17 protein-coding genes are annotated in these 15943 nt (G+C 65.2%); 11 read left to right on the top strand and 6 right to left on the bottom strand.

Annotation, left to right across the window (positions count from 1 at the left end; translation table 11 throughout):
- The first annotated feature begins 153 nt into the window (after window positions 1-153).
- A complete protein-coding gene (rfbD, locus tag AC1DYI_RS12055; RefSeq protein WP_477204351.1) occupies window positions 154-1050 on the top strand; it encodes a dTDP-4-dehydrorhamnose reductase in 897 nt (298 codons plus the stop codon).
- A 261-nt stretch (window positions 1051-1311) separates the two neighbouring features.
- Here the strand turns inward: rfbD and AC1DYI_RS12060 are convergent, their stop codons facing one another.
- Window positions 1312-2301 (bottom strand): sulfotransferase family protein, encoded by a 990-nt coding sequence (locus AC1DYI_RS12060; protein ID WP_477204352.1) that lies wholly within the window; start codon window positions 2299-2301, stop codon window positions 1312-1314.
- 189 nt (window positions 2302-2490) lie between these two features.
- Between AC1DYI_RS12060 and AC1DYI_RS12065 the strand changes: the two genes are divergently transcribed.
- Genes AC1DYI_RS12065 through AC1DYI_RS12075 form a run of 3 tightly spaced genes read left to right on the top strand, consistent with a single transcriptional unit; the run spans window position 2491 to window position 5954 of the window.
- Window positions 2491-4011, top strand: a complete 1521-nt coding sequence (locus AC1DYI_RS12065; RefSeq protein ID WP_477204353.1) for a glycosyltransferase family 2 protein — start codon at window positions 2491-2493, stop codon at window positions 4009-4011.
- Between the two features lies 1 nt (window position 4012).
- On the top strand, window positions 4013-5146 hold the full coding sequence (gene vioA, locus AC1DYI_RS12070) for a dTDP-4-amino-4,6-dideoxy-D-glucose aminotransferase VioA (protein WP_477204354.1): 1134 nt from the start codon (window positions 4013-4015) through the stop codon (window positions 5144-5146).
- Window positions 5147-5168: 22 nt separating this feature from the next.
- A complete protein-coding gene (locus tag AC1DYI_RS12075) occupies window positions 5169-5954 on the top strand; it encodes a sulfotransferase (RefSeq protein ID WP_477204355.1) in 786 nt (261 codons plus the stop codon).
- Between the two features lies 1 nt (window position 5955).
- Here the strand turns inward: AC1DYI_RS12075 and AC1DYI_RS12080 are convergent, their stop codons facing one another.
- The 4 genes from AC1DYI_RS12080 to AC1DYI_RS12095 form a co-directional block, all read right to left on the bottom strand.
- Window positions 5956-6711, bottom strand: coding sequence for a WbqC family protein (locus AC1DYI_RS12080; protein WP_477204356.1), 756 nt, complete (start codon window positions 6709-6711; stop codon window positions 5956-5958).
- A gap of 5 nt (window positions 6712-6716) precedes the next feature.
- The gene (locus tag AC1DYI_RS12085) at window positions 6717-7205 is read right to left on the bottom strand and encodes an adenylyltransferase/cytidyltransferase family protein (protein ID WP_477204357.1); all 489 of its coding nucleotides are present in this window, start codon (window positions 7203-7205) and stop codon (window positions 6717-6719) included.
- Window positions 7206-7329: 124 nt separating this feature from the next.
- Window positions 7330-8493: an FkbM family methyltransferase gene (locus AC1DYI_RS12090; RefSeq protein ID WP_477204358.1), complete on the bottom strand. Its 1164-nt coding sequence runs from the start codon at window positions 8491-8493 to the stop codon at window positions 7330-7332.
- Window positions 8490-10115: a CDP-glycerol glycerophosphotransferase family protein gene (locus tag AC1DYI_RS12095; RefSeq protein WP_477204359.1), complete on the bottom strand. Its 1626-nt coding sequence runs from the start codon at window positions 10113-10115 to the stop codon at window positions 8490-8492. The genes AC1DYI_RS12090 and AC1DYI_RS12095 overlap by 4 nt, the downstream gene beginning before the upstream one ends.
- Window positions 10116-10227: 112 nt before the next feature.
- On the opposite strand from AC1DYI_RS12095, the gene AC1DYI_RS12100 reads away from it, so the two are divergent.
- The 7 genes from AC1DYI_RS12100 to AC1DYI_RS12130 all read left to right on the top strand — a co-directional run bounded on the left by AC1DYI_RS12100 (window position 10228) and on the right by AC1DYI_RS12130 (window position 14958).
- Window positions 10228-10362 (top strand): hypothetical protein, encoded by a 135-nt coding sequence (locus AC1DYI_RS12100; RefSeq protein WP_477204360.1) that lies wholly within the window; start codon window positions 10228-10230, stop codon window positions 10360-10362.
- A gap of 284 nt (window positions 10363-10646) precedes the next feature.
- Window positions 10647-10970, top strand: a complete 324-nt coding sequence (gene flhD, locus AC1DYI_RS12105) for a flagellar transcriptional regulator FlhD (RefSeq protein WP_329722013.1) — start codon at window positions 10647-10649, stop codon at window positions 10968-10970.
- Between the two features lie 86 nt (window positions 10971-11056).
- On the top strand, window positions 11057-11644 hold the full coding sequence (flhC, locus tag AC1DYI_RS12110; RefSeq protein WP_477204361.1) for a flagellar transcriptional regulator FlhC: 588 nt from the start codon (window positions 11057-11059) through the stop codon (window positions 11642-11644).
- A gap of 337 nt (window positions 11645-11981) precedes the next feature.
- Window positions 11982-12842, top strand: coding sequence for a flagellar motor stator protein MotA (motA, locus tag AC1DYI_RS12115; protein WP_477204362.1), 861 nt, complete (start codon window positions 11982-11984; stop codon window positions 12840-12842).
- Window positions 12843-12942: 100 nt separating this feature from the next.
- Complete coding sequence (gene motB, locus AC1DYI_RS12120) at window positions 12943-13866, top strand: flagellar motor protein MotB (protein ID WP_477204363.1); 924 nt, start codon at window positions 12943-12945, stop codon at window positions 13864-13866.
- Window positions 13867-13912: 46 nt separating this feature from the next.
- Window positions 13913-14308, top strand: a complete 396-nt coding sequence (cheY, locus tag AC1DYI_RS12125) for a chemotaxis response regulator CheY (protein WP_477204364.1) — start codon at window positions 13913-13915, stop codon at window positions 14306-14308.
- 17 nt (window positions 14309-14325) lie between these two features.
- Complete coding sequence (locus tag AC1DYI_RS12130; protein WP_477204365.1) at window positions 14326-14958, top strand: protein phosphatase CheZ; 633 nt, start codon at window positions 14326-14328, stop codon at window positions 14956-14958.
- Window positions 14959-15031: 73 nt separating this feature from the next.
- Here the strand turns inward: AC1DYI_RS12130 and AC1DYI_RS12135 are convergent.
- Window positions 15032-15943 (bottom strand): glycoside hydrolase family 32 protein (locus AC1DYI_RS12135; RefSeq protein WP_477204366.1); only part of this gene is annotated, 912 nt, incomplete at its 5' end.

A 15943-nucleotide genomic window follows, 5' to 3' on the forward strand; every position in this document is an offset into this window, starting at 1 on the left:
CTGCGACGACCTGCTGCAGCTGATCGACAGGCTGGTTGAACAATCGCAGCAGCCCGACTTCAAGGTCTGGGTGCCCGGTGCCGGCGTCTGAACCGGACGGACGACAATCACCGGCTTGATGGCGAGCCCGGTGAAGGGCGGAGGGAGACGTGCATGAAAATCCTGCTGTTTGGCAAGGACGGCCAGGTAGGCTGGGAGTTGCAACGCGCACTGGCGCCGCTGGGCGACGTGGTGGCGGTGGACCACGACAGCACCGACCTGCACGGCGACTTCTCGCGCCCCGAAGCATTGGCTGCCACTGTGCAGGCCGTGCGCCCGACGGTGATCGTGAATGCTGCGGCGCACACTGCAGTCGACAAGGCCGAGAGCGAACCAGATTTCGCCCGCGCTCTGAACGCCACCGCACCCGGCGTGATCGCCCGCGAAGCCGCTGCGCTGAGAGCCACGCTCGTTCACTACAGCACCGATTACGTTTTTGACGGCTCCGGCGACGCGCCGCGCGCCGAAGACGCATCCACCAACCCGCTGTCGGTCTATGGCCGCACCAAGCTCGAAGGCGAGCAATTGGTGCAGGCCAGCGGCTGCCGCCACCTGATCCTGCGCACGAGTTGGGTCTATGCGGCCCGCGGCGGCAATTTCGCCAAGACGATGCTGCGGCTGGCTGGCGAACGCGACCAGTTGAAGGTGATCGACGATCAGGTCGGTGCGCCAACGGGTGCTGAGCTGCTGGCCGACGTGACGGCCCATGCGCTGCGCTCAATGGCCCAGCGTGACGATCTCGGCGGGCTCTACCACCTCGTCGCCGGCGGAGAGACCAGCTGGCACGGTTATGCCCGCTATGTCATCGAGTGGGCTCGCGCTCGCGGCCACGCGATCAAGGTGCCGGCCGACCAGGTCTTGCCGATCCCGACCAGCGCCTACCCGACACCGGCGGCGCGGCCGCTGAACTCGCGGCTGGATACGGCCCGGTTCCAGCGTGACTTCGGCTTGAAGCTGCCGGATTGGCAAGCCGGCGTGCAGCGCATGTTGCGGGAAGTGCTGGAGCGCTAGGCAGCGGAGGGGCGGAGCGGCTTCTCGGCGAGAAGAGGGGGCCCGTCCCTCCTCATGTTAGACACTCCTCACGACGGACCCCCTCCCCTCGCTGCCACCGTCAGTGGCGTGGCAGCGCGTTCGCACTCCACCATGGGTGCTACGGGCACGCCGTGACCTGCCACCGTCGATGCCGAGCGGACGGTCGGGGTGGGTTTGGGCGAGCGTCTAACGATCGACCGGGCCCGCCCCGTCCGCCCGCCGCGCCAACCGCCCAGCCAGCTAGGTCTTGATCGGCAAGCGCTGGTAGAAGCGCTTCTTGGCCTCGACATTGGCCTTGACACTCGCCGGCTGCGCATGAGCTTTGGCCCGCGTGTCAGCCTCGTCAAAGCGCGCCAACTCTTCCTTGGCGAACCTGTCCAGATCGGCCTTGTCGAACTCGCAGCGATAACCCAGGTGCTGCATCTCGTTCGCGCAAATGCATTCGATTGCCCGGATCTCGTCCGGGGTCAGCGCGTCACGGTACTTCTGGCTGTTGTCGGTCATCACCGCCTTGTCCAGGTTGGACCAGGCGTGCTGCTGGCCGGCGTTGGCGCGCGTCAGCTCCGACTCGTGGAAAGACAACATCGCAGGCTCATAGGCCAGGCCCATCATGCCGAGCACCTCGGCCAGCACCTTTTCAGGGTCTGAAATCAGCTGCTCGTAGTAGACCAAGCGAGCCCGGCCCAGCTTGTGCAGCTCGCTGTAGAGCTTCAGGCTGTTCTGCTGGTCAGCCTGCCACTGCCGCGCCGCGCGGCACACCCCGCCCGGGTGGCCGGGATTGTTCTTCCACGACAAGGCCATGTCGCGCGGGTCACGCACCTGGTAGACGTAGGTCGCCTCGGGAAAGTGCAACAGCAAGAAGGCGATGAATTCGTAGACCTGGTTTTCCTTGATGAAAACCACCGACTTGCCATGGGCTTCGGCCTCTGCGGCGAAGACTCGGCGGATCAGCGTTGGCAAGTCACCCGGCTCAGCCAGACCGGCCAGGTCGTCCAGCGAAAAGTTCGTGCGCCAGTGCGAGAACTCGGCGTTCAGCAGCGCGTGGATGTCTTCCAGTAGCGCCTGCCAGTTCGCCGGCCGCTCCAGCGGTTCGTAGCGAAAGGCGTTGCGGGCGACCGGGTTGATCAGGTGCTTGGTCGCCGGGCCGCAGATGGCCGAATGCGCGTCGAGCATCCTGGTGATCAGGTTGCTGCCGCTGCGCTCCGAGCACATCAGGAAACTGAATTTCACGCTCACTCCCCGGGCAGGCTCGTGTTCATGGTGGCCGAACACTGGATGCGTGTCCATGGCCTGGCCCAGCTTCGAAAGCCACAGCCGGGAAGATAAGCCACGGCAGGGGAAACAGGGGCCGAATCTGGCCCGAAACAGCCCGCTTTATCCGGCGAACACAGATGGTGGGGGTGCCTAAAGTTCTTCCACATGCATGCCTCCGTTGTTCCCGCCATCGACGCCGACCTCCCGGGTCTGCTCAAACGCCTGCACCAGCAGTTCGCGGCGGGTGATGAGGCGAGCTCGACCTTGGCCGAGATCGGCACCGAGCGTGCCACGCAGGCCACGACCCTGGTCGGCGCACTGTGCATCGGCGGCGCTGCATTCGCCCTCAAGCTCGTGGCGGGCCAGTACCCGGCGCTGAGCGAGGACGAATGCACCGGCGCCGTGCTGGACGCCTTCAGCCTGATCGTCGATCCGCCGCAAGACGCCGCGCCGGACCACGAACAACAGATTGCCCAATGGCTGATCGACAGCTTCGCGCTGCAGTCGACGGCCTCGTCTCTGCTCGAGATCGTCCGGGCCGATTTTCTGATCGACCGGGCCCCCGTCTCGGAGCTGCCGCAGGCGGTCAAGATCGCGATGCAGCACCAGCAGTGGGAGCTGGCCTTGCGCGGTCTGATCCGCGTGAAGCAGGGGATGCAGACCGGCACGCCGCGCAGGATCTACGGCCTGGCCGCGACCTGCCTGCACCGGCTGGGCCGCTACCAAGAAGCCGACCAGTGGGTCAGCGAGGGGCTCGGTGACCAGCAAAAGCTGATCCGCATCCCCGACGTGCACACCGAAGAAGAACTGCTGCGTCGATGGGGCCCGTACAGCGAGCCGGTCATCAGCATCGTCTGCACCACCTACAACCACGAGCGCTACATCGAGAGCACGATCCGTGGCTTCCTGAGCCAGGACTGCTCGTTCCCGTTCGAGATCCTGATCCACGACGACGCGTCGACCGACCGCACCCAGGCCGTCATCCGCGAATGGCAGCAGCGCTACCCGAGCGTGATCAAGCCGGTGCTGCAGACCGTCAACCAGAAGTCGCAAGGCGTGCGGCCGTTCGAAACGCTGCTGGCCCGTGCCCGCGGTGAGTTCGTGGCCACCTGCGAAGGCGATGATTTCTGGATCGAGCCGAGAAAGCTGGAGCGGCAGGTGAGCTTCCTGAAAGCCCACCCTGACTTCTCGTGCTCGGCGCACAACTACCACCACTTCATCGAATCGAAGCTGGCGATCAAGCCCTGGCGCCGCAGCGGCCCGGACTACGTTCAGTCCGAGCGCCACCTGATGGGGCTGCGCTATCTGCTGTGGCTGCCGACGCTGGTGTTCCGCAAGACCTTCACCGCCCTGCCGCCCGAGCGCGCGCTGGCGGCTTTCGGCGACCAATTCCTGACCTCGTACCTCGGGACGATGGGTCGCTGCATGTACTTCAACACCATGGTCGGTGCGGTGCGTCGCGAGAACGAATTCAGCACCTGGAGCCCGTTGCCCGAGAGCGAAAAAGAGCGGCGGCGCGTCCAGACCTGGGTCGCGATGGTGCGCATGCACGAGCGACTGGGCCACCAGCAGGCGGTCGACGACCTGATGGACAAGATCAAGGCGTCGTCGATCGACGCGCACATCAAGACCTCGCTTCTCGACCACTCGGCCAACTTTCAACCCTCCAACCAGGCAGCGGCTTAATATGAAACCGATCTTCGTCACCCAACCGTACCTGCCTCCGCTGGAGGAGTTCATTCCCTACCTCGAGCAGATCTGGGAAAGCAAGACGCTGACGAACCGCGGCCCGATGCACCAGCGCCTGGAAAAGGAGCTGTGCGATCACCTGGGCGTGGAACACATCTCGCTGTTTGCCAACGGCACGCTGGCCTTGGTCACGGCGCTGCAGGCGCTGCGCATCACCGGCGAAGTCATCACGACGCCGTACTCGTTCGTCGCGACCGCGCATTCGCTGCTGTGGAACGGCCTGGCGCCGGTCTTTGCCGACATCGACCCGGTCACGCTGAACCTCGATCCGAAGAAGATCGAGGCCGCCATCACGCCGAAGACGACTGCGATCGTGCCGGTGCACTGCTACGGCACGCCTTGCGACATCGACGCGATCCAGAAGATCGCCGACAACTACAACCTGAAGGTGATCTACGACGCCGCGCACGCCTTTGGCGTGAAGCAGAACGGCCAGAGCATCCTGAAGGCCGGCGACCTGTCGATCCTGAGCTTCCATGCGACCAAGGTCTTCAACACCTTCGAAGGCGGCGCGATCATCTCGCCCGACGCGAAGACCAAGCAGCGCATCGACCAACTGAAGAACTTCGGCTTCGTCGACGAGGTGACCGTGGTCGCCCCCGGCATCAACGGCAAGATGAGTGAAGTCAACGCCGCCTTCGGCCTGCTGCAGCTGCAGCACATCGACCGTGCGATGACGCGCCGCGCCGAGATCGACGCGATGTACCGCGCGCGTCTGGCGGCTGTGCCTGGCCTGCGCATGCTGGAACAGCCGATGCCCGGCAACACCAGCAACCACTCGTATTTCCCGATCCTGGTTGGCTCGGACTTCTCGGTCACCCGCGACGAGTTGTACGAGCTGCTGAAAGACCAGGGCATCCACGGCCGGCGCTATTTCTACCCGCTGATCAGCGAGTTCCCGATGTACCGCCACCTGCCGTCGGCGCAGCCTGGCCTGATGCCGATCGCCCAGGGCATCTCGCGCGAAGTGCTGTGCCTGCCGATCTACCCGGCGCTGACCGACGAAGAAGTCAACCGCATCGCCGACACGGTCTGCTTCGCGGCGACGATGCAGCGCAAGGCGGCTGCGTAAAACAAGGGCGTAAAGTCGCCGGATGAGGCCACGACAGGTCGCGATCTTCGGCTGCCCTCGCAGCGGCACCAGCTGGCTGGGCCAGCTGTTCAATGCCAGCGAGGCGGTGGCCTATCGCTACCAGCCGCTGTTCTCGTACGAATTCAAGAACTGGTTCGGCGTTCACGGCGTGAGCGCCGAGTCGCTTGACGCGTTCAACGACGCGCTGCTCGGCGCGACGTCCGACTTCGTGTTGCAGCCCTTGCGCCCGCACAAGGCGCCACCGGCCACGCACCTGGTGTGGAAAGAGGTGCGCTACCACCAGTTGATGCCTGAGCTCGCCACCCTGCCCGGCTTGCACCAACTGATCTACATCCACCGCCCGGCGCTGGACGTGATCAACAGCTGGTACCAGGCACCGAAAGAGTTTCGCGTCGGCCAGAGCATCCACGCCGAGTACCTGCACGCGCCGTCGAAGAACACCGACCCTTGCGAGTACAACGGCTACGCGAAGTGGAAAGAGTCGTTGGCGCTGGCGCTGGCCGTGAAGGCCGCTCACCCGGACAAGGTCCTTTTCGTCTCGTACGAGAAGTTGCGCGCCGACCCAACGGCTCAGTTGGCGTCACTCTTTGCCGCGGTAGGCCTGCCGATGTCGCAGCAAGTGCTCGACTTCATTGCGGCCAGCACCTCGCAGCATGACGATGACGCCTACAGCGTCTTCCGCACCCAGACCGCCGAATTGGCGCTGCCAGCGGACATCGTGCGCCACCTCAGCGAAGACGCCGAAGGGCGAGACCTCGCGGCGCGGGCCGAAGCGATTTCTCTCTGAGTCAGGGTTCGAGGTCGCAGGCGTCGAGCAACTCGACGACCTTCGCGGGTGGGCAGTGCATCAGCACATCCAGCATCGACAGGTATGGCACGAAGGTCGTTGAAGCCTGCGGATACTGCAACGACCGCATCGCGCAAAAGCGCAGCGCCATGCCGTCGCGTTCGAAGTCGGCCGCGTCGTACAGCGCGCGCCCGCCTGTCGGGTTGATGTAAGTCGATGCGCCCTCGGCGCGGCACACGGCGCGCACGCGGTCCGACGCCCGGAGCTCGGGCGGCAGCGCATGGACCGATGAGAAGCCGTGGTTGAACGGCAACCCGAGGTAGTCGAACACCGCGGCCATGCTGCGTGCGTTCTTGCGCGCAACGTTCTCGTCCGCATCGAGCAGCACGCGTTGCACGAATGMGAACACCGGCTCGAAGTACGGCGCCTTCGCATACGCGCGCTGCAACAGCGCGAGCAGCGGCTGCCACTCGCCCACATAGTCGTGCTCGACGATCGTGCGGTTCTGGCTGGCGTTCTTCACCGGCGCCGTGAAGGCGTGTGATTCGCCGTTCAGCAGCACGGCATTGCGATGGATGTAGCCCTTCTTGATGAAGGCCACATCGTCGAAGCAGATGAATCGCTCGACCTGGCGCGCCAGCTGGAAGGTGCCCAAATACGGAAACAGGTAGGGCTGCAGCACGGCAACGCGGCCGCGCACGGTCGAGCCCCAAGTCGGCGCCGGCGCGACAGTTTCGCGGGACAGCAGCGCCTGCATGACGATCAGTTCTTGGCTCGAACGGAGGCCACCACTTCGGCCTTCAACTCCGTGCTGGACACGCCTTCGGTGCGCGGCAGGTAGACCACGTCGCACAGCATCTTCAGCTCGTCGAAGCGGCCGGTCCAGTCGCTGCCCATGACGACCACGTCCACGCCGTGGACCATCACGTCGACTTCCTTCTGGGCCCAGTCGTTCTCGGGGATCACTTCGTCGACATAGCGGCAGGCGCGCACCATGGCCACGCGGTCGGCAAACGGCACGACCGAGCGCTTGCCCTTGATGGCGTTGAATTCGTCGGTCGACACCGCGACGATCAGCTTGTCGTAGCGCTGCTTGATGCGCTCGAACAGCCGGACGTGGCCGATGTGGAACAGGTCGTAGGTGCCGTAGGTCAGCGCGATGGTGGTGCTGTGGTCCAGCGGTGCCAGTTCGGGCAAACCGGTGGCCGCCGCAGCGGCGCTGTGGGCATGGGGATTGGCGATCAGGCTCATCGTGGCGCTCCCGTGTCAGGTCGGCGCCGAAAGGGTTGTGGCGCCATGGTGCCCACTCTACGCAGCGCACACCGGTGTGATGGGTGGAGAAAAGGCGTCATCACCCCTCAACATCCGCTCAAGTTCAGACCGCCTGCGGCTCGTCCGCCACGGTTCGTTCTGCGGTGGTGCGCTCGGCCACGCGCTTGTCGCGCTTCAGGTTCTCGACCTGGCCGAACTTCTTCGAATAGGCGCGGCAGAAGGTGCCGAGCGCATCGGCCATCGGGTCTGTCGTCGTGGTGTCAGGCGCCGGCGGACGCACCGGGTTCGTCGCCCGCTCGGTCGGGATCGCCAGCAGGATCGCTTCCCAGCCGTCTTTCAGCTGCACCCACTTGAAGGTGAAGCTGTAGTCGACGCCGGTGGCGTGGATGGCCTGCGGGATCGTGAACGCGTCGTTCCACTTGTGATACAGGCAGATCGCGAGCTTGGGCTTGAAGTGCTGGATGGTCTGGCGCGCGCCGGCCAGGGCCTGCAGTTCGGCGCCTTCGATGTCCATCTTGATGAAGTCGACCTTCTCCAGGCCGAGCCGCATCACGTAGTCGTCGAGCGTGATCGTCTGCACGCGGCTGCCGCCGGCCGACTTGCCGAAGATCGAGGTCGAGCCCTGCGTCGCGCCGTCGGCGATCACGATCTCTTCGCCGGTCTTGTCGGCCAGCGCGAGCTTGTTGATGACCACGTCCACGCCAGGGCGCACGCCGTTGCGTTCGAAGTTGTGCACCAGCAGCGCGAGGTTCTCGTCCAGCAGCTCGAAGCTGTGGACCTGGCAGCGGCCGCCGAGCTTGTGGTGGAAGTACACGCCGGTGTCGCCGATGAAGGCACCGGCGTCAATGATCACGTCGTCTTCAGCGAGCTGGATGTCACCGTGTTCGTACTGGCCGTAGCGGATGTCGTGAGCACCCAGCCACCAGTCGTAGCCCAGCATCTTGAAGTCGTAGCCCTGCGATTTCATGTCGCGCACGAGGTAAGGCTTGCCGTTGAGCTGCTCCACCGGGCGATCCTCGGTGCGCAGGCGCTCGATCGTGGTGTCGTAGAGCTGACGCTCGATCGGGTTGACCAGGTCGATCTTGGCCCAACGCTTCAGGAACCAGATCAGGAAGCGCGACTGGTCGGTGGTCGACAGCCGGTCGTAGACGCCGCTGGCGATGTCGGCCAGGTGCGGCGCGTACTTCTCGTAAAAGACGCAGAACTTGTAGAGATCGTCGCCGCTCATGCGCGGCAACAGCGAGGCCAGATCGTTGCGAAGCTTCATTGGTCAGTCTCCAGCGCCAGGTTCAGCTCTTCCAGCAACAGCGCAGAAAAGCGCTCGCCGGACTGGCCGTCGTGGTGGTCGTGCAGGCGATCGCGCAGCTCTTTGCGGTGGCGGGCATGAGCGCCCGACTCGGCCGCGCGGTTGCGCAGCGTCAGCAGCAGCTCGTTGACGCTGGCCACCAGCGGGCCGGGCTTCACGTCGAGCTTGTCGTCGTACAGCGTGCGCGAACGCGCGATGTACTCAGCGTGGTCGGGGCGGAACAGGATGATCGGCCGGTCCAGCAGCAGGTAGTCGAACATCACCGACGAGTAGTCGGTGACCAGCTCGGTGGTGTGCGGCAGCAGCGGGTAGATGTCGGTGCGCGGGGCGACGAAGCGCGCGGTCGGCACGGCCTCCTTCAGCTGCGGGATCATCGGCTGCTCGACCGGGTGCAGGTTGACGATCAGCAGGTCGCCACGCTCGTCCAGCTGTTTGGCCAGGCGCTCAAGACCAGCGTCGACAACCCAGGTGCCGCGCTTGACGTCGCGGAAGGTCGGGGCATACAGCACCACCCGCTTGCCGGCGGCGCGCGCGGCGCGGGCAGCTTCCAGCATGTCGGTGTCGACGTTCAGCAAATCGRCCTCGGTCGGCTCACGCAGCAGCACGTCGTTGCGCGGGTAGCCGATCGGCGCATAGCGCTCGAAGCTGAACCAGCGCCGCCATTCGTTCTCGGCCGACGCGGCCGTGCCGACCAAGCGGGTGTAGGGGCCGGTGGTGGCCAGTACCTTGGCAAAGCGCGGCGTCATGTTGCGCATCGGCGTCAGGTTGCGCAGGCCGATCTCCTTGATCGAGATGCCATGCCACAGCTGCACATGGCGCGCGCCGGCCAGCAGGGCCGGGGCGTACGGGTTCTGGTTCAGGAAGTGATCACAGGTGACGACCACGGCGGCCGACAGCGCAGCCCGCAGGTGCTCGGCCGACCAGTCGGCGTGTCGCGTCGGGAAGCACGGTTCGCCCAGGCTCTTGGCCATGCGCTCTTGCTCGGCGTTCTGCGGCAGCAGCCAGGCGGTGATGCCTTCACGCTTGGCTTGCTCGCGAAAGGCCAGCCACGCGTACTTGACGTTGCAGCCCAGATAGGTGGTGGCAACGAAGACGACCGAGCGCTCTTTCGGGTGCATGCGCGAAACGCGCTCGAGATCGCGGCAGCTGCGCTCCAGCGCGAACTGCTGCTCCAGGTCGACCAGGCGGCTGTTCAGCGCGCCGATCGCGGCCAACGCCGCCTCGGCGCCACCGGCCAACTGGGGCACGGGCGCGGCCTGTTGCTGGGCGTGCTCCTGCAAGCCAACGACGGCCTCGACCAGTTGCTCGAAGGCCTGGCTCAACTGGCCGCCCAGGGCTTCAACCGCGCCGAGGCGCTCGTCCCAGTCAGCGCCGATGTCGGCGCCAAGGTCGGCCGGCGGCAGGCTGGCGGGGTCGTAGGTCGAGGTGTGCGGGGCAGCGTCGATCATGGGTGTGGTCTTCTTCGGCCGATCCGGCGGCCATTGCGCATCACTGTAGGCAGCGACGCCCGGCGTGAAGCCCGGATATGCGGCGCCAAGCCGGCCCAGTTCGAGTGGGTCGGCCACGGTCTTGCGAGCACGCAAGCCCACCGCCTTGGGAGCAGTCCCGCGCCGGCTCGATGGACAGCGCAGACAAAACCGAATCACCGCCACGGCGGCCTGCACGTTTGGCTTAAGCGTTCACCCTGACAGAAGCGTGAAATACGACCACGGCGGCAGCGAACGGGCGCACACTGTCAACGAAGGCGCCGTCGGGAAGACGGCGGCGGGTCCGGCGGCCGTGCTGGTCGCGCAGGCCCCGCTGCCAGAGGGCGGCGAAGGCGAGGGGTGACCTTTTGAGCTGGACAACAGACGCAGCTTCGGCAGCCTGGTGGCACTGTAGTCAGGGCCCGGGTCCGGCCTTTGCCAGAAAAGCATTGCAGCACCCTGCCAATCCCTTTTCGGACGACACGAATCGGCCGGTTTGTAGGAATTTGCCTGACAGGGCCGACCGAAAAACAAGGACTTCAGCGGCGGAAGTGAACTGATGTTTCAGTTCTGTTTCGGTCCTTACAGTTCATCCCAAGCCGAGACACAAAGTCTCTTCTCCACGGTAGACAAGCGAAGGAACGAATGATGGACACCAACCAGATCCTGGCCGAGATCCGCGAAGCCAACCTGTCGTACCTGATGCTGGCGCAGAGCCTGATCCGCGCCGACCGCGAACAAGCCCTGTTCCGCCTGGGCGTGTCGGAAGAGACCGCCAACCTGATCGCCACGCTGACGCCGGCGCAGATGATGAAGATCGCCACCGGCAACACGCTGCTGTGCCGCTTCCGCATGGACGACGACCTGGTCTGGGGCCTGCTGACCAGCCACGGCAAGGCCGCCGCGAACGACAGCGTCAGCCGCCTGCACGCTTCCATCCTGATGGCCGGTCGCCACCAAGAAGCTGCATAAATGTCTGCCCCGGTCTTGCGAGTACGCAAGCCCGGGCCAACTCGGCAGCCAGACAGCACCGATCACCCGAATCTCTGGAGGACACCATGGCCCGCAGCAAGAGCATCCTGACCGAAGCCCGCCAGATCGAGCGCGCCGTCGTGCTGATCAACMTCGGCGCCCGCCTGCAGGTGCTGGAGTCGGAGACGGACCTGTCCTACGAGCGCCTGTTGCGCCTCTATAAAGAAGTCTCGGGCAAGTCGCCTTCCAAGGGCCAGCTGCCGTTTTCGACCGACTGGTTCATGACCTGGCAGCCGAACATCCACGCCAGCCTGTTCCTGAACATCCACGAGTACCTGAACAAGACGTCGGAGCTCGAGGAAATCGACACCGTCATCAAGGCCTACCAGCTCTATCTGGAGCAAACGGCCTCCCAAGGGCTGGAGCCGATGCTGTCGGTCACCCGTGCCTGGCGGCTGGTCAAGTTCGTCGACAACGGCATGCTGACGATGACCAAGTGCAACAAGTGCGGCGGGCACTATGTCAGCCACCCGCACGAGATCGCCAAGCACTACGTCTGCGGCCTGTGCAACCCGCCCGCCCGGGCCGGCAAGGGCCGCCAGACCGGCGCGCTGCAACTGCCCAGCGCCGCCAGCACCCGCCAGCTGGCCACTACCGCCGACGACGACGCCTGAAGGCGCCTGCGCAGACGACCCGCCAACTACTGCCAGACTCAATGTAACCAATTGCGTCGCCGCTTAAATCCTGCGGCGAGCGGCCGATCACACAGGCGTCAGTTTTGTTTTTGTTCATGCTTGTCTCCTCCTAGCACAACCCCTGTGCTTTCAGGCGGACTCCACGTGAGTCCGCCTTTTTTCTTTCCGTGGCGTGCAGCAGTGGCGAAGGCTTTTTCGCCGCCAATTCGAGGCTTTCGCCGCCTCAAGCTGCGCCGAGGGGTAACCGATATCACCGCCAAGGGCCGCGCTCATGCGCTGCCTCGAAGCGCACAAACGAGAACCGGAACCCCTCACCATGTTTGTCATCGTCGGTTGGCTGGTCGCCATCGGTTGCATCTTCGGCGTGTTCATCGCGCACGGAGGCAACATCGGCGTCGTGCTGCACGCACTGCCGTTCGAGCTGATCACGATCTTCGGCGGCGCGTTCGGCGCGTTCGTCGCCAACAACCAGCCCAAGGTGCTCAAGGCCACGGCCCGCGGCCTGGCTGCTTGCTTCAAGGGCTCGAAGTACTCGAAGGCGCGGGCGATGGAGTTGCTGGCGCTGCTGTACGAGATCCTGCAGAAGGCGCGCAAGGAAGGCCTGATGTCCATTGAAAAGGACGTCGAGGATCCGCACAACTCGCCGCTGTTCCAGAAATTCCCGGTGGTCGGCCATGACCACCACGTGACCGAGTTCATCACCGACTACCTGCGCATGATGGTCTCGGGCAACCTGAACGCCCACGAGATCGAGTCGCTGATGGACAGCGAGGTCGAGACCCACCATGCCGAGGCGCACGCCGCCGCCGCTGCGCTGCAGCGCGTTGCCGGCGCCCTGCCCGCCTTCGGCATCGTGGCCGCGGTGCTGGGCGTGGTCAACACCATGGGCTCGGTCGGCCAACCGCCGGCCGTGCTGGGCGGCATGATCGGCTCGGCGCTGGTCGGCACCTTCCTCGGCATCTTGCTGGCCTACGCCTTCGCCGAGCCGCTGGCCGGCCTGCTCGAGCAGAAGATCGACGAAGACGGCAAGGAATTGCAGTGCATCAAGACCACGCTGCTGGCTTCGATGCAGGGTTACGCACCGCAGGTCGCGATCGAGTTCGGTCGCAAGGTGCTGTACTCGACCGAGCGCCCGACCTTCCTCGAGCTCGAAGGCCATGTGAAGGGCAAGAAATGAAGACCGTCCCTAGCGCGAACCTGTTCGCCGCCGGGCCGTCCCAAGGCGAACGCTCCCCCTCGGGGGGGCGACGCTGTACCCAGCGTCTTGGGGGTCAGTGATGGCTGGCGACGCAAAAAAACTTCAACCGATCATCGTCAAGAGGGTCCGCAAGGGTGGCCATGCCGCTCACGGCGGGGCCTGGAAGATCGCTTACGCCGACTTCGTCACGGCGATGATGGCCTTCTTCCTGCTGATGTGGCTGCTGGGCTCGACCACCGAAGGCGACAAGAAGGGCATTGCCGATTACTTCTCTGCGCCGTTGAAGGTGTCGCTGGCCGGCGGCGCCGGCTCGGGTGACGCCTCGCACGTCATCAAGGGCGGCGGCGAAGACCTGACACGCTCCGGCGGCCAGGTCAAACGCGGCGACGTCGATGCGCCGAAGAAAACGATCAACCTGGCCGCGCTGAAGGCCGAGCAGAAACGCGCCGAAGTCGCGAAGCTGCAAGAGATCAAGAACACGATCGAGCAGAAGATCCAGGCCAGCGAAAGGCTGAAGGCCCTGTCGTCGCAGTTGCGACTGGACATGACCCGCGACGGCCTGCGCATCCAGATCGTCGACGAACAGAACCGGCCGATGTTTGCCTCCGGCAGCGCCGCGGTCCAGCCCTACATGCGCGAGCTGCTGCAGGCGATCGGCGCCATCSTCACCGAGGTGCCGAACCTGCTGACACTTGAAGGTCACACCGATGCGACACCCTTCCCGGGTGGCGAGCGGGGCTACAGCAACTGGGAGCTGTCGGCCGACCGGGCCAACGCCTCGCGCAGAGAACTGATGGCCGGAGGCCTGGCCGAAAACCGCGTGCTGCGGGTGCAGGGCCTGGCGTTCAGCCAGCCCTTCGACCGCAACGACCCCAACGGTGCGAGCAACCGCCGCATCAGCATCATCGTGATGAACCGCGATGCGGAAGACCGCGTCTTCCGCACCACCCTCGACTCCCCGAGCGCCGAAGAACAAACGGCCTCAAGTGTTCCCGTTCGTTGACCGATAACGCTTCAAACCCTCGCTGACCCGCCGCTGAAGGACCGCCATGAACCAGAGTGACCTGAAATTCCTTGTTGTTGATGACTTCTCGACCATGCGCCGCATCGTGCGCGGCCTGCTCAAGGAAATGGGCTGCAACAACTGCGAAGAAGCCGAAGACGGCGCGGTCGCGCTGGGCATGCTGAAGGCTGCGAAGTTCGACTTCGTGGTCAGCGACATCAACATGCCGAACATGAACGGCTTCGATCTGCTCAAGGCGATCAAGGCCGACGACWCSCTCAAGCACCTSCCSGTGCTGATGGTGAYGGCCGARGCGCGCAAGGAAGACATCGTGCTGGCSGCGCAAAGCGGCGCGGCTGGCTACATCGTCAAGCCCTTCACCAAGGCCACTCTGGAAGAAAAAGTCCAGAAGATCATGCAAAAACTGGCCGCCACGGCCTGAGCCGAAGGGAGTACCTCATGAAGATGGAAGACATTTCCAAGCTGGCGACGGCTGAATCGTTGATGGTCTCGCCCGAGGTGTTCCAGCAACTCGGCAATATCACCCGCGTGCTGCACGACACGATGCAGCAGCTCGGCGTGATGCCCAAGCTGCAACTGGCGACCGATGGCCTGCCCGACGCCCGCAGCCGCCTGAGCTACATCGCCAGCAAGACGGCCGACGCCGCCAACAAGGTGCTGAACTCGGTCGACCACGCCAAGGCCGAACACGCCGAGATCAGCGAAGCGACCCGCGCGCTGGCCGCCGCGATCGTGGCCGACCCGGTGCGCACCGTCGCCAGCGGCGCGGTGATGAATTTCGTGCACGACGTCGAGCAGCGCACCGCGCGCATCGACAGCCACCTGACCGACATCATGATGGCGCAGGACTTCCATGACCTGACCGGCCAGGTGGTCGCCAAGGTCGTGTCGCTGGCCAACGACCTGGAAGACAGCCTGGTCAAGCTGCTGGTGCAGGTCGTGCCGCCGGACCAGCGTGAGAAGGTCGACCCGAGCGTGCTGCAAGGCCCGGTCGTCAACCCGGAAGGCCGCACCGACGTGGTGGCCGACCAGGGCGAGGTCGACGACCTGCTCGCCAGCCTCGGGTTCTGAAGCCGCCCAGGTCCACGGGAACACCAAGCACAAAGCGCCCTTCGGGGCGCTTTGTCGTTTCAGGCCCGGTGCGTCAGGGCCAGATGCGGGCCAGCCGGTGCACCCGGCCGCTGAGCAGGCGCGCGCCCGGCCCCTCGCCGAACAGCGTGGCGGTGGTGAAGTCTTCGGTCGGGAAGTACTGCTCGGYCATCTGCAGCATCCCGTCGTCGGCAAACAGCTCGGCCGACGAAGCATCGAAGTACAGACGCAGGCGCACCGGCCCGCGGCCGGGCGGGCGGGACACGGTGTGGACCGCGACCGCAAAGCTCTTCGAGAAGCGGTTGTCGCCGGCCAGCGTACGGTCGCTGAAATACAGCTGCTGCGTCGCGTCGAAGCCGATGCGGTAGCGCTCGCCGTGGGCGTTCGACAGCTCGACCCCGCAGCGCCCCACCGAGCCGGGCTCGATGACGAGTTCCAGCTCCATCGCGCGCGGGTCGATGCCGGTCGCGTGGCTCAGGTCGAACGGAGCGCCGCGCAGCGCCATCGGCGCCAGGGTGGCGGTTTGTGCCCGCAACGATTCGAGTGCCGCCACCGGCCGCGTGGTGAGCCGCCAGACCCATCCCTGGCGCCGCAGCACCAAGGTCACCGGCAAGGTCATCGCGCCGCGCCAGGTCGAGGCCGGCACCTGCGCCGCGTAGTCCCAGTTGTTCATCCAGGCGATCAGGATGCGCTGGCCATCAGGGGCGTTCGACCACGTGACGCCGGCATAGTGGTCGCGCCCCTGGTCCAGCCACACGGCCCGGCCGAACGGCACCTCCGGCTCGAAGACCGGGTCGAGGTTGAAGTGCTCGCCGTCGAAATCGCCGACGAAGTACTGGGTGCCGGAGCCGCCGTTCGGTGCACCCCCGCCCACGCTGCACAGCAGCACCCAGCGTTGCTCGCCGGCCGCACCGTTTTCGACCGGCAGCGGGAAAAGATCGAGGCACTCCCAGGTCCCACCGTGGCC

Source organism: Ideonella sp. P3_A4, assembly GCF_056403075.1.

Excerpts from the sequence above, each read along its gene's own strand:
- AC1DYI_RS12065 (WP_477204353.1), top strand. The coding sequence starts at position 2,491 with ATGCATGCCTCCGTTGTTCCCGCCATCGACGCCGACCTCCCGGGTCTG.
- AC1DYI_RS12075 (WP_477204355.1), top strand. The coding sequence starts at position 5,169 with ATGAGGCCACGACAGGTCGCGATCTTCGGCTGCCCTCGCAGCGGCACC.
- AC1DYI_RS12085 (WP_477204357.1), bottom strand. The coding sequence starts at position 7,205 with ATGAGCCTGATCGCCAATCCCCATGCCCACAGCGCCGCTGCGGCGGCC.
- AC1DYI_RS12090 (WP_477204358.1), bottom strand. The coding sequence starts at position 8,493 with ATGAAGCTTCGCAACGATCTGGCCTCGCTGTTGCCGCGCATGAGCGGC.
- AC1DYI_RS12130 (WP_477204365.1), top strand. The coding sequence starts at position 14,326 with ATGAAGATGGAAGACATTTCCAAGCTGGCGACGGCTGAATCGTTGATG.
- vioA (WP_477204354.1), top strand. The coding sequence starts at position 4,013 with ATGAAACCGATCTTCGTCACCCAACCGTACCTGCCTCCGCTGGAGGAG.
- rfbD (WP_477204351.1), top strand. The coding sequence starts at position 154 with ATGAAAATCCTGCTGTTTGGCAAGGACGGCCAGGTAGGCTGGGAGTTG.
- motA (WP_477204362.1), top strand. The coding sequence starts at position 11,982 with ATGTTTGTCATCGTCGGTTGGCTGGTCGCCATCGGTTGCATCTTCGGC.
- flhD (WP_329722013.1), top strand. The coding sequence starts at position 10,647 with ATGGACACCAACCAGATCCTGGCCGAGATCCGCGAAGCCAACCTGTCG.